The sequence below is a fragment of the Paraburkholderia heleia NBRC 101817 genome (genome assembly GCF_000739775.1).
GTDB lineage: Bacteria > Pseudomonadota > Gammaproteobacteria > Burkholderiales > Burkholderiaceae > Paraburkholderia > Paraburkholderia heleia.
The window spans coordinates 17,111-28,987 of the sequence record NZ_BBJH01000066.1 but is presented as its reverse complement, the minus strand read 5'-3'; the positions used below and the strand labels follow the sequence as shown (position 1 = coordinate 28,987).

Below are 11,877 nucleotides of genomic sequence, written 5' to 3'. Positions count from 1 at the left end.
ATCGGCGAAACGCCGCGCGAAGCGAAGCCGATCGCGCAACGCTAAGCCGTTTCGCTTTGCCACGCCGCGCGCTCGATGGCGCGGCGCGGGCAAGCCCTCATGCAAACGCCCCGACGGGTTTTCGCCCGTCGGGGCGTTTGCTTTGGCAAATGACCAATAGAAGCTGTTGTGCGGTATCAAGGATGCCGGGAGAAGAGTACGAGGGCTGTGAGCGGACTCGCAGAGTAGGTCGATAGTGGATTGTTTCTTTTAATAATTTCGGAATGCTAATGATTAAATATGGCGAAGAAATGAGTAAAGTGATGGATTGAATGAGTCTCGGATTTTATGATTAAGCTTCGTTGGCGTATTGTGAGATTATATTTTAGTTTTTGTTTTTTGAAAGATGTTAAATCGGACTGGTCTTATATTCGAATTTCAGATCGCATAGAAATATAAAAAGTTGACCTGCGTCAGATTTTTGTGAATTGAGATCAACTGGACTGCGCATGCCGGGTAGCAGAAGTGCAAAATGGCAAGTGCCACACATAACTGGCGATCGAAGTACCTAACGCGTCATGGATGCCAGCGATCTCGAACTCGGCGGCGTAGCCGTCCGAAACGACAATGGAGCGCCTATTGGTGTGGCTGTCGATTTTTCGGATCTCACTTTCAGCATCCGTTCACGCAGATCCACAAGCTGAGTGCAATGAATTTCGCTTCCTGATTTTTTCGAATCAAGAACAAATGGAGTGCCATTGCATGACCACGAACGAACGTATTATCCCGGTAAGGGTCGCGGACGATGGCTCTGCACACTACACCTCTGTTACGTCTCCTCCAGACGACAGCACGGCGGTGTGTTACATGATCCCAAATCGCGTGATTCCCGTCATCTTTGTCCCGGGTGTGATGGGTACAAATTTGATGAATCGAAGCAAAAAACCAGTATGGCTGGCCGACGGTATATGGAGCGTCTTGAAAGAATGGGGCAGTCGGGGACCAGAAAAGCGTAGGGTGAAACTCGATCCAGCAAATACTTTGGTTTATAGCGGAGGTGCGCTACCGGCAGGCACACAACTTTCGGACACTGAGTTGCGTCGTCGGGGCTGGGGCGAGGTTGCCAACATGAGCTACGGAACGTTCCTGCCGTGGCTTGAAAATGCTCTAAACGACGCGGATACCTGCAAAAACGGGTGGCGGGCGGCACTGATGAAAGACTTGCGCGATCCAGTCCCGGGGATTGCTCCGCTTTCATATGAGGAGGTGGCGCTCTCCTACAAATATCATTTGCCGGTACACGCGGTCGGGTATAACTGGCTAGAGTCCAACAGAATTTCGGCTAGTCGGCTGAGCAGCAAGATCGACGAATTCATGCAGTATTACCGAACGAGACGCAAGCAATGCGACTACGTCATTTTAGTAACCCATTCAATGGGCGGCCTCGTTTCGCGGTGGTATTCGGAAAAAATGGGCGGTAGCACCAATATCCTGGGAATATTGCATGCGGTGATGCCAACAACTGGTTCGGCTACTGCGTACACGCGTGTGAAAAGCGGCACCGAGATGCCGGTCGGGATTGCTTTGGGTGCCAATGCTGCCGAGATGACTGCGGTCTTTGCTCAGTCACCTGGCCCACTCCAACTTCTCCCTAGCACGGAGTACGGCGTGGGGTGGCTGAGAATCCGTGAAGGATCGCATTCGGTAGATCTTCCGGTTGCTGATCCTTACAGGGAGGTCTACTTGTCACGTGGACATTGGTGGAGCCTTTGCGATGACAAATTAATCAACCCGATTGATACGAATAAACAGACAGTTGATCAGGACTGGGCCTCCTACGAGCAAATCATCAAGCAATGGGTCATTCCTTTCCACCAGGGGCTAGCCGGGAAGTACCACAGTAACTCCTATGCATTTTACGGAGACGATGATGCCCACAAGACGTGGGGCGAGGTAGTATGGGAGAGAAAGATAGGTACCGTTCTGAAGTGGGCGGACGCTTATGCCAAGGTCGATGACCTTACAGGCGGGCAGGTCATGCGGGATACGGGTACAGGCGACCAGGATTTGCTTCAACGCAGTGGGGGTGACCCGCTGGCCACGCACTATACATTGCGTCCTGCTGCACAGAGAGGCGACGGGACCGTTCCCGTAGTTTCGGGTGCGGCTCCGAGCGGAAAAATCAAGCTATGTGTTGGACACAAGGATGTAGACCATGAGGGCGCATATAAGAAAAAGCCACAGATGCTCTTTGCGCTTTGGGCTATCACACGGATCGTGTCCCGAGCAAAGGAGACGAAAATGGCGTATGTCGAATGAGAAGATTATTAATCACGATGCTTGTGTGCATGCTGGCGCTGGTGTCCGCATGTAACCGGGAGAAACCGATGACCGAGCAGGAAAAAGCAACCGTTCACGCGTTGACTTCGGAACTCGAAACGCGCTGTATGGGCCGATATCTAATCGATCTACCAAAGGATATCCTGACGTTTGGCGACAGTTTCATTGAAGGCGTGACGTTTGAGGCTATACCAGCATCCAAAGCGGAATTCCTCCAGAACATCTCGGCTCGGAAGGCAACCCTCAAGGCCCTCGTGAATCTGTCTCGAGGATATCGTGTTCTGTACGAGCACGGGGTCGTTCCGGCAATAACAGACAGCTATTACTTCGTTTCACTCGAATCCCCTGAAGGTGCGGATTCCGATATGCCGCGCATCGTAGAAGCATATCGTTGGGATCGTGGGTACCAGATAAAGCTACAAAGTAAAGCAAGCGATATGGTCAATTCGGTATACGTAAGAGAGAACAAAGGTACGCCGTACGGCATTCCCGGTGAACTGATAAACGATGTTCCGGAAAAGAAGCGGCTTGTCTTTGGTCTTCTCAGCAGGGTTGAAGGTCGTGACGAGGCCACGATTCCAACTGTCCCCGGCGTGTGCTTTCTTGGCGGATTCCTGCATGGACGTGCCGGGGAGAAAGAGGATCTGGCTGGCCAATATTACCTGCGCGATAAACAAGACGTGAATTTTGTTCTTGAGACAACCTCTTTCATTCATGAGAAGACCACGTTGCTTCAACGTGGCGATAGTATCAATGACGCACTCAAAGAGCGGAACGGCCATACTGTTCGAAAGGGCGTGGTTGATCTACCAGGTATGCAGGCAGAGGAGTGGCTGATGGCGGGTACAACGTATCTTTATATCCCGGGTCATCATTTTGTCCTGGAGGCAAATTCGAAAACGGGAAGTGCGCTTACGCCATTACTGGAGCTCGATTTGGACAACGGCGACATCTTGCCGACAGATTGGCAGGGTGACCCGCCTCGCAAGGCGTCGCTTACCGAAAACGAGGCCGTCGCCCTTTGGGACGCCGTGTCGCGGACACTGCGCCCACGTCCGAACGGGTTTTGAGCGGAGCTCCGGATGATTTGAGTTTTCAAGGCTGCCCAGCAGGGGCGCCCATATATACACGGCGACGCGCGTCTGGCTCAAATCCAGCCGTCGATCTTCAACCCGCTCGCTGCTTGCGCTTCTTCGCGCGTGACCTCGCGCACCGTTTCGCCGAAGCTCCACACGTGGCCTTCGGGGTCGCATGCCACATAGACGCGGTCGCCGTAGAACTGGTCAGCCGGCTCGCGGATGATCCTGGCACCGGCGGCGCGGGCGCGCTCGCAATGCGCGTCGAGGCCGCTTTTCAACTGCACGTGCACCGACTGCGTGTTCTTGCCTGCCACGTCGGCCGGGCTCGAGTACGGCATGCCGGGCCAGCCGCCGCAAATCATCACGTAGCCGTCGCCGAAGCGCATTTCCGAGTGACCGAGCTTCCCGTCCGCAGACGTGACGACGAACTGACGCGTAAAGCCGAACGCCTTTTCGAGCCAGTCGAGCGCGGCGAACGGGTCGCGATAGTAGATGGCAGACCCGAAAGCCGGACGCGGCGAAGTGTTGCTCATGCTTGTCTCCTGGGCTGTACGTGTGACGAATCTAGCACCGGCGTGGTGCGCCTGCGCGCAGCGCGCTCACGCGTCCCTGCCGTCCGCGCATGGCCATTACCTCCGACGTAATCGTCAGCGCGCACGGCATCGACCACCATGTCGCTCATCGGCACACCCCACCCGCAAGGAGCGACGACCATGGCACGCGACACCTTCAACGCCCGCCAACCCGGCTACATCAACGTCGACGACGATACCGCGCTGCACTATCGCGACTGGGGCGATGGCGCTGCGCTCGTGTTCCTCTCGGGCTGGACGCTCAGCGCCGACATGTGGAACTACCAGTGCGCGCCGCTCGCGGCCGCGGGCTTTCGCTGCGTGGCCTACGACCGCCGCGGGCATGGACGCTCAAGCGACCCAGGCCGCGGCTACGACTACGACACGCTCGCCGACGATCTCGAAGCCGTACTCGCCGCCCGGGATCTGGCGCGAGTCACGCTGGTCGGCCATTCGTTCGCGAGCGGCGAGATCGTGCGTTATTTGAGCCGTCACGGCTCGCGCCGCGTGGCGGGCGTCGTGCTGGTTTCCCCGGCGTCGACGCCCTGTTTGCTCAAGACTGCTGACAATCCCGGCGGGCTCGATGCGAGCCTCTTCGAAGCATCCATCGAAGAGATGCTCACGTCGTTTCCCGACTGGATCTCGCGGCGCGCCGAAGCTTACTTCGGCCCCGGTACGTCGCACACGGTCATTCAGTGGACAGCCGACATGATGCTGGGCGCGTCGCTTTATGCCGCGGCGCAACTGTCGCGCGTGCAGATGGTCACCGACTTCCGCCGCGAACTGGCCGCGATCGACTTGCCGGCGCTCGTGCTGCACGGCGATTGCGATGCCTCGGCGCCGCTCGGGATCACCGGACGCCCCACTGCGGACGCGCTCGAACACGCGACGCTAAAGGTGTATGAGGGCGGCACGCACGGCATGTACTTCACCCACGCCGCGCGTGTGAACGACGATATACGGGGGTTCGTCAAGCGGTGGCAGGCGTGAAACGCGGCGCGGCCCGTTGGCGCAAACAAGCCGCGGATACAAGTCGTAATGAGGGCCCGGCCGTTCGTGCCGGGCGCAAAGGAATAGCGCGGCTGCGCCCCTCGTTTTGCAGATGACACGCGGCGCGAGCCGACTCACGCGCCGCGTGCCAGGCGTACCGATGGAGCCTTCACGGCCAAGGCGCACAGCCCGTGCGCCGCGAGGCCGGTCCGTCGAGAGGGGCGACATCATGCGCAAACGTCTCGTCTTCACAGCACTGGCCTGTCTGCTGGGCGCCTGCACGGCACCGGTCGCGTCGCAGCAGGCCGCGGACGCATCGTATTACCCGCCGCCCGGCTGCCGCACCGTCACCGGCACGGCGGAGATCGACGGCGCACCGCAGGTCATCAGCGGCCTCGCCTGCCTGCAGTCCGACGGCACCTGGCAGATCGTGCAGGGTAACGATGGCACGCAGGTCTACCCCATGGCATGGACCGACGCGACGACCTGGTACGCCGGCCCATGGTATGGCTGGTGGCCGCCGGTGTTCGTGGGCGGCTCGTTCGTGTTCGTCGATCACTTCCATCACTTTCATCACATGGATCGCGTCTTTCCGGGCGGCCCGCATATGCATCCGGCGCCAGGCATGCACGGCGGATTTCATGGCGGCTTCCACGGCGGTCACGGCGGCGTCTGGAGCGGGACGGGTGGCATGCACGGCGGCGCTCATCGCTGAAACACGCCGCACGGCCCGATTGACGCACGGCGAATCCTTTATGATGGAGCGCGCCTGACCACCCGAGACGCTCCATGTTTTTTGCCGCGCATTCCCTGCATCGCCGCCTGAGTATTGCGATCGGCACGCTCGCGATCCTCGTCGGCGTGCTGGGTGCGCTCGGCACCTTCCTCGTCGTGCGCAGTCTCGCCGCCGAGTTCAACACGACGCTGCGCGACGCCGCCGCGCACGTGCAGACCGGCGTGCCGCATCGCGCGATCGAGCCGCGCGGTGAGGGCGAAGCCGACGACAATTTCGTCGTGCAGATCTGGTCCGCCGCCGACGGCGAGGTCCCGAGCCGCACGAGCAACGCGCGTATCGCGCTGCCGCGCGCGCAAAGCGGCTTCTCGTCGATCGCATACGACGGCGACTCGTGGGACGTGTTCGCGCTCGCCGCCGGCGACGAATACATTCAGGTGGCCGAATCTCGCAGCATGCGCAATCGCAACGCCTTGCGCGTGGCGTTCTGGAGCCTGCTGCCCGTGCTCGCGCTGCTGCCGCTGCTCGCGCTCACGATAGCGGTGACAGTGCGCGTTTCGCTGCGGCCGCTGGAGCGCGTCGGGCGGCGCGCGGCGAAGGTCGATCTGCACGACCTCAAGCCGCTCGAAGTGGGGCAGGCGCCTGTCGAGTTGCGGCCCTTCGTCGAATCGATCAACCGCATGATCGAGCGCCTTTCCGTGCTCGTGAATGCCGAGCGCATGTTCATCGCCGATGCCGCGCACGAACTGCGCTCGCCGATCTCCGCCATGCAGTTGCAGATCGACAACCTGCGCAATGCGCCGCCCGAACAGTACCCGGAGCGCTTCGAGGAACTGCGTCGCGGCATCGTGCGCACCGGGGCGCTCGTTTCGCAGCTGCTCGGTCTCGCGCGCGCCGAAATCGGCGGCACGCAACGCGTGCTGACCCAGGTGCCGCTCGCGCGGGTCGTCACGGACGTGCTGGCCGACCTGCTGCCGCTCGCCGACGCGCGCGGCGTCGACCTGGGCGTGACGCGCCTCGACGACGTGACGGTGCGCGCCACCGAGACCGACATGCGCGTGCTCGTGCGCAATCTCGTGGACAACGCGATCCGCTATAGCCACGCAGGCGCGAACGTCGACGTGGCGGTGCGCCGCGAGGACAAAGGCGTAGTTATCGACGTGACCGATAATGGGCCAGGCATTGCCGAGGCCGATTTGCCGCGCGTGTTCGACCGGTTTTTCCGCGCGGGCGGCCATCGGAGTGACCCGTGGGGCGATCATGACGCGCACGGCAGCGGCCTCGGCCTCGCCATCGCGCAGGCGGTGGCGCGCAGCTATCGCGGGGGCGTGTCGCTTGCGAACCGGCGCGACGGGCAAAACGGCATCGTCGCGCGTATCGAATTGCCGCGCGAGTTGCCGCGCCCCTGAGCGCCGCGCCGATTCAGCGAACGCAGGTCGGGCAAAATCCGGAGAAGCATGCGAAACAAAGGACGGACACGATGCGCATTCTGCTGATCGAAGACGATCTGCTGATCGGCCCTGCGCTGCTGCGCGCGCTGAAGGACGCGTCATACAGCGTCGACTGGGTGCGCACTGGCGAGAGCGGCCGCGACGCCCTGCGCGACGGCTCGTATACCGCCGTTCTGCTCGACCTGGGGCTCGGCGACATGCGCGGGCTCGACGTGCTGCGCACGCTGCGCGAGTCGCAGAACGCCACGCCCGTGCTCATCATCACTGCGCGCGACGACGTGGACACGCGCGTGGAAGGCCTCGATCTCGGCGCAGACGACTATCTCGTGAAGCCATTCGAGAGCAAGGAATTGCTCGCGCGCATCCGCGCGGTGGTGCGGCGCAAGTCGGGCTTTGCCTCGCCGATCATGGGCAGCGGCCGCGTCACGCTCGACATGAACGCGCGCCGCCTCACGTTCGATGGCCAGTCCGACGATCTCTCCGCGCGCGAATATGCACTCATGCTCGCGCTGCTCGAGCGGCCGGGGGCGATCCTGTCGCGTCAGCAAATCGAGGAGCGGCTCTATGGCTGGGGCGAGGAAGTGGAAAGCAATGCAGTGGACGCCGTGATCTACAGCGTGCGCCGCAAGTTCGGCCACGCGGTGATCCGCAATGTGCGCGGGCTTGGCTGGGCCGTGTGCGTGTGAGCGCCGCGAACATCGAAAATTAAAAAAGCGCGCAAGAAGCCGCGCGCTGTAAAAACCGCGGCGAGCATGGGGCTCGCCGCGAGGCGCAATACGCGGGGGAAGGCACGCATCGCGCGCGAACTTACGCCAGCAGGCGCTGCCAGGGTTCCTTCCGCCACGCACGGCTGAGCGAGGCGAGCAGCGCGACTTCGCTTTCGGCCACGTGGCGGTCCGAATACACGGCCACATGGCACAGATTCAGCACTTCGGCACGCAGCGTGGGATCGTCGAGCTCGCGCATCACCTGCTGCATCACGTCGGAGTCGAGCTTGCACGCGTCGCTCCAGTTCAGGTGCGAAGTGGTCTGCAAGTCTTCGCACAGGCCCTTGAGGATCTCGCCGAACTCGCCGGGCGCGAGACCAAGCCGGTCGGCAAGGCGCGCGCGCTGGACGGCATCGAGCTCCTCGCTGCTCAGGTGGCCGTCCGCGAGCAGCGCGACGGCGACGATCCGGCCCGCGGCTTGCGGGCTGTTGCAGGTATAGGTACGCATGATCAGGAATCCTCGTAAAACGTGATATCGACAAAGCGGCAGGCAGAGCTGCGGCTCAGTCGAAGATATCCTGCAGCCACGACTTGCGGCGATGGCCACGATAGCTGTCGTGAGCGCGGCGCGGGGCGTAGTCACCGTGTTGCCCGCCGTGCTTCGACCCGTGCTGACGCAATGCCTGTGCATCGCTTTCATTGCGATAGTGCTGGTTGCCGCTGCGTTCGATCAGCTTGTCGAGTTCGCCGCGATCGAGCCAGACGCCGCGACACTGCGGGCAGTAGTCGAGTTCGACGCCCTGACGCTCGGCGAGCGAGAGGGTGACGTCAGGGCAGTTGGGGCATTTCATGATGCGCTCCGAGATGAGTGGCCGGTCATCGAGGCCCTCGCCGTCTTGCGTGAAGGGCAGTGCGGCCTCGATGGAAACCATCCTGGCAGAGCAAAATGAGCGAAAAATGAGGAGTGCGGGGAGCGCTCCGTTTGAGCCGGGTGCGACCTCTGGATGTGCCGAGCGTGTTCCCGGACTCGTGCATGCAGGCCCACACTAGAACTGGTAATTGATCGAGACGTCGCAAACGCCGCCCGTCTTCGACTGGACGATCGGGCTGTGCGAGGCGCTGCCGAGCAGGCGCTTGATGGCGCCGTCGGCGCTCACGAACCAGTGTTTGTTCACGAAGTACACCATCGTGATGCCGAAGCCGGCCGACTTGAGGCCCGCGCTCGCGTCGTACTGACGGTAACCCGATGCGGCCGCCTGCTGCGGCGTGACGCCAAACCAGCTCTGCATGTAGTTCGAGTCGGCGAAGGTGACCGAGGGGCCGGCGAACCAGTAGAAGCTCCGGTTGCTGCCCGGCAGCGGCATATAGGCGCCGAGGTCCGCAGTCCAGCCATTCGAGCCGCCGAAGCTGCGCGTGAAAGCAGTGCGGAACACGAGCGGAAAGTCCTTCGAAATCACATATTCGCCGGCGATCTTCAATTCCGGCGCCGGGTTGATGTTGCCCATGCCATGTAGCCGCGTCGGGTCGTCCTGCCCGCGCCGCCCGAGGTCGTAGGCCGCGGCGACGCTCACGCGCCAGTTCGGACCCTGCAGAACGTTGACGCCGAAACCTTCGCCCGTCGAGCCGAACAGGATGTCCTTGTAGCGCAGGTCGATGCTCGGCCCGACCAGCGTGTGATAGCGGTCCGAGCCGTCGTAGCGCGGCTCGAAGGTCGCGCCCACGCCGAGCCGCGCCTCGAAGTCGGGACGGTTCGGCGCGAACATCTTTTCGAGCGGAATGCCCGCGGAATATTGCCATTCGCCGAGCGGCGAGGGGGTCTGCGCCTCGGCGCGCGGGGCGAGCACGGCGAGGGCGCATGCCGCGGCGGCGAGAGACGCACGCTGCGTGGCCCGCGGGCGGTGCGGCTCCGCTGGTTTTATTCTGTTTTTTCGTTGTTGCGCAGTGCGGATTGCGAGTGGCATGAAGCCTCCGGGTTTGCCTGGGCCGGCCGCGGCGCCGTTTATTGGGTGTAATGAAATCACAAAGTGGAATTCCGTGCGGCCGGGCTCGTCTCGCAAACCTCGTGCCTGATCCGACGATGTCCACTTCGGTGACTCGTCATGCCGCCCTGTGGATACGGCCGCCGGACACGCGTGAAGCGCGCGGATAATCAGGATGGCGAACTGAATGGCCGGCGCGCTCGCGCACCGTTCTGGAGCGCCGCATTCGCCCCGCGCATTCGCCCCGATTAAACCTTGGCGCGAATTTGCCGTTAGACAGCCATGGACGTCGGCAATGCGGCCCCCCCTGTGTCGCGGAACCCGGAGCCCATGTTTCACCGTTCTCACAGCGGTAACCAACTTGCGCCGGTCGTGGTCGGGCCGGCGCATCCCCTTTTTGCCTCCTGAATCCCTTCTGCGAATGACCGGCGCGCGCCCGCTACGGCGCGGCATGCATGCGCCACACCATCCGCACTGGCCGGGTAACGCTGATACAGGTATCGCGACTACCACCATAACCCCCTGTTTTTTATCGCTTTTTTCGGAGTAGACCCTGTGGCGGGCGGGTTTCGCGTGGCATAATCGATTCACACCGTATTGCCCCGCAGACAAACATTTCCCAGCACATCATGGCAAAGACGCTCTACGACAAATTGTGGGACACGCACGTGGTCCACACGGAAGACGACGGCACGACGATTCTCTACATCGACCGTCATCTGTTGCACGAAGTCACCAGTCCGCAGGCTTTCGAAGGCCTGAAGATGCACGAACGCCCGGTGTGGCGCCTCAGCGCGAACCTGGCCGTGTCCGACCACAACGTGCCGACCACGGACCGCAGCCACGGCATCGCCGACCCGGTCTCGAAGCTGCAGGTGGATACGCTCGATTCGAACTGCGACGCCTTCGGCATCACGCAGTTCAAGATGGCCGACCAGCGTCAGGGCATCGTGCACATCGTCGGCCCGGAACAGGGCGCGACGCTGCCCGGCATGACCATCGTCTGCGGCGACTCGCACACGTCCACGCATGGCGCGTTTGGTGCGCTCGCGCACGGCATCGGCACCTCCGAAGTCGAGCACGTGCTGGCCACGCAAACGCTCCTGCAAAAAAAGAGCAAGAACATGCTCGTGAAGGTCGAGGGGCAACTGCCGCGCGGCTGCACCGCGAAGGACATCGTGCTCGCGATCATCGGCAAGATCGGCACGGCGGGCGGCACGGGCTATGCCATGGAGTTCGGCGGCTCGATGATCCGCAGCCTCACGATGGAAGGCCGCATGACCGTATGCAACATGGCGATCGAAGGCGGCGCGCGCGCCGGCATGGTCGCCGTGGACGACACCACGATCGAATACCTCAAGGGCCGTCCGTTCTCGCCGCAAGGCGCGGAGTGGGATCAGGCCGTCGAGTACTGGAAGAACTTCCGCTCCGACGAAGGCGCGCACTTCGACCGCGTGGTCGAGCTGAGCGCGGCCGACATCGTGCCGCAGGTCACGTGGGGCACGTCGCCTGAGATGGTCACGGCCGTCGACAGCCGCGTGCCGGACCCCGAGCGCGAGAAAGACCCGGTCAAGCGCGACGCGATGGAACGCGCCCTGCAATACATGGCGCTCGAACCGAATACGCCGATCGAGTCGATCAAGCCCGACAAGATTTTCATCGGCTCATGCACGAACGCGCGCATCGAGGACCTGCGCTCCGCCGCTTACGTGGTGAAGAAGCTCGGCCGCCGCGTGGCGCCGAACATCCGCCTCGCGATGGTCGTGCCGGGCTCGGGTCTCGTGAAGGCGCAAGCCGAGCGCGAAGGCCTCGACAAGGTGTTTACCGAAGCCGGTTTCGAATGGCGCGAGCCAGGCTGCTCGATGTGTCTCGCGATGAACGCCGACCGGCTTGAGCCGGGCGAGCGCTGCGCGTCCACCTCGAACCGCAACTTCGAAGGCCGCCAGGGCGCGGGCGGTCGCACGCACCTCGTGAGCCCGGCCATGGCGGCCGCCGCGGCAATCGAAGGCCATTTCGTCGACATTCGCAAGCTGGGGTAAGGCTACAC

At 62.2% G+C, this 11,877-nt stretch carries 11 protein-coding genes; 7 read left to right on the top strand and 4 right to left on the bottom strand.

All coding sequences use genetic code 11. The annotated features are described in order from the left end of the window. Nucleotides 1-741 precede the first annotated feature (741 nt). Both BHE01S_RS34750 and BHE01S_RS38240 read left to right on the top strand, forming a co-directional pair. Entirely contained in the window at nucleotides 742-2,298 is a 1,557-nt protein-coding gene (locus tag BHE01S_RS34750; RefSeq protein WP_042272815.1) for a lipase/acyltransferase domain-containing protein, read from the top strand. 68 nt (nucleotides 2,299-2,366) lie between these two features. Beyond that, a complete protein-coding gene (locus tag BHE01S_RS38240; protein ID WP_157025835.1) occupies nucleotides 2,367-3,389 on the top strand; it encodes a T6SS immunity protein Tli4 family protein in 1,023 nt (340 codons plus the stop codon). A gap of 77 nt (nucleotides 3,390-3,466) precedes the next feature. On the opposite strand, the gene BHE01S_RS34735 is transcribed toward BHE01S_RS38240, so the two are convergent. Continuing rightward, nucleotides 3,467-3,931: a VOC family protein gene (locus BHE01S_RS34735; protein ID WP_042272809.1), complete on the bottom strand. Its 465-nt coding sequence runs from the start codon at nucleotides 3,929-3,931 to the stop codon at nucleotides 3,467-3,469. 180 nt (nucleotides 3,932-4,111) lie between these two features. Between BHE01S_RS34735 and BHE01S_RS34730 the strand changes: the two genes are divergently transcribed. The 4 genes from BHE01S_RS34730 (at nucleotide 4,112) to BHE01S_RS34715 (ending at nucleotide 7,830) form a co-directional block, all read left to right on the top strand. After that, nucleotides 4,112-4,960: an alpha/beta fold hydrolase gene (locus BHE01S_RS34730; RefSeq protein WP_042272825.1), complete on the top strand. Its 849-nt coding sequence runs from the start codon at nucleotides 4,112-4,114 to the stop codon at nucleotides 4,958-4,960. 229 nt (nucleotides 4,961-5,189) lie between these two features. Then, on the top strand, nucleotides 5,190-5,675 hold the full coding sequence (locus BHE01S_RS34725) for a hypothetical protein (RefSeq protein ID WP_042272806.1): 486 nt from the start codon (nucleotides 5,190-5,192) through the stop codon (nucleotides 5,673-5,675). 74 nt (nucleotides 5,676-5,749) lie between these two features. After that, nucleotides 5,750-7,102 (top strand): sensor histidine kinase, encoded by a 1,353-nt coding sequence (locus BHE01S_RS34720; RefSeq protein WP_042272804.1) that lies wholly within the window; start codon nucleotides 5,750-5,752, stop codon nucleotides 7,100-7,102. A gap of 71 nt (nucleotides 7,103-7,173) precedes the next feature. Next, nucleotides 7,174-7,830 (top strand): response regulator transcription factor, encoded by a 657-nt coding sequence (locus tag BHE01S_RS34715; RefSeq protein WP_042272802.1) that lies wholly within the window; start codon nucleotides 7,174-7,176, stop codon nucleotides 7,828-7,830. Between the two features lie 121 nt (nucleotides 7,831-7,951). Here the strand turns inward: BHE01S_RS34715 and BHE01S_RS34710 are convergent, their stop codons facing one another. The 3 genes from BHE01S_RS34710 to BHE01S_RS34700 form a co-directional block, all read right to left on the bottom strand. Next, the gene (locus tag BHE01S_RS34710) at nucleotides 7,952-8,359 is read right to left on the bottom strand and encodes a tellurite resistance TerB family protein (protein WP_042272799.1); all 408 of its coding nucleotides are present in this window, start codon (nucleotides 8,357-8,359) and stop codon (nucleotides 7,952-7,954) included. 55 nt (nucleotides 8,360-8,414) lie between these two features. Then, nucleotides 8,415-8,702 carry a TFIIB-type zinc ribbon-containing protein gene (locus BHE01S_RS34705; protein ID WP_042272822.1) on the bottom strand — a complete coding sequence of 96 codons (288 nt, stop codon included), beginning with the start codon at nucleotides 8,700-8,702 and terminating at the stop codon, nucleotides 8,415-8,417. A gap of 195 nt (nucleotides 8,703-8,897) precedes the next feature. Then, entirely contained in the window at nucleotides 8,898-9,812 is a 915-nt protein-coding gene (locus tag BHE01S_RS34700; RefSeq protein ID WP_084069575.1) for a MipA/OmpV family protein, read from the bottom strand. A 647-nt stretch (nucleotides 9,813-10,459) separates the two neighbouring features. Here BHE01S_RS34700 and leuC point away from each other — a divergent pair. Next, complete coding sequence (gene leuC, locus BHE01S_RS34695) at nucleotides 10,460-11,869, top strand: 3-isopropylmalate dehydratase large subunit (protein WP_042272797.1); 1,410 nt, start codon at nucleotides 10,460-10,462, stop codon at nucleotides 11,867-11,869. The last annotated feature ends 8 nt before the right edge of the window (nucleotides 11,870-11,877 follow it).

Bases quoted from the DNA above. Each gene is read 5' to 3' on its own strand.
- BHE01S_RS34750 (WP_042272815.1), top strand. From the start codon at position 742: ATGACCACGAACGAACGTATTATCCCGGTAAGGGTCGCGGACGATGGC.
- BHE01S_RS38240 (WP_157025835.1), top strand. From the start codon at position 2,367: ATGACCGAGCAGGAAAAAGCAACCGTTCACGCGTTGACTTCGGAACTC.
- BHE01S_RS34735 (WP_042272809.1), bottom strand. From the start codon at position 3,931: ATGAGCAACACTTCGCCGCGTCCGGCTTTCGGGTCTGCCATCTACTAT.
- BHE01S_RS34730 (WP_042272825.1), top strand. From the start codon at position 4,112: ATGGCACGCGACACCTTCAACGCCCGCCAACCCGGCTACATCAACGTC.
- BHE01S_RS34725 (WP_042272806.1), top strand. From the start codon at position 5,190: ATGCGCAAACGTCTCGTCTTCACAGCACTGGCCTGTCTGCTGGGCGCC.
- BHE01S_RS34720 (WP_042272804.1), top strand. From the start codon at position 5,750: ATGTTTTTTGCCGCGCATTCCCTGCATCGCCGCCTGAGTATTGCGATC.
- BHE01S_RS34715 (WP_042272802.1), top strand. From the start codon at position 7,174: ATGCGCATTCTGCTGATCGAAGACGATCTGCTGATCGGCCCTGCGCTG.
- BHE01S_RS34710 (WP_042272799.1), bottom strand. From the start codon at position 8,359: ATGCGTACCTATACCTGCAACAGCCCGCAAGCCGCGGGCCGGATCGTC.
- BHE01S_RS34705 (WP_042272822.1), bottom strand. From the start codon at position 8,702: ATGAAATGCCCCAACTGCCCTGACGTCACCCTCTCGCTCGCCGAGCGT.
- BHE01S_RS34700 (WP_084069575.1), bottom strand. From the start codon at position 9,812: ATGCCACTCGCAATCCGCACTGCGCAACAACGAAAAAACAGAATAAAA.
- leuC (WP_042272797.1), top strand. From the start codon at position 10,460: ATGGCAAAGACGCTCTACGACAAATTGTGGGACACGCACGTGGTCCAC.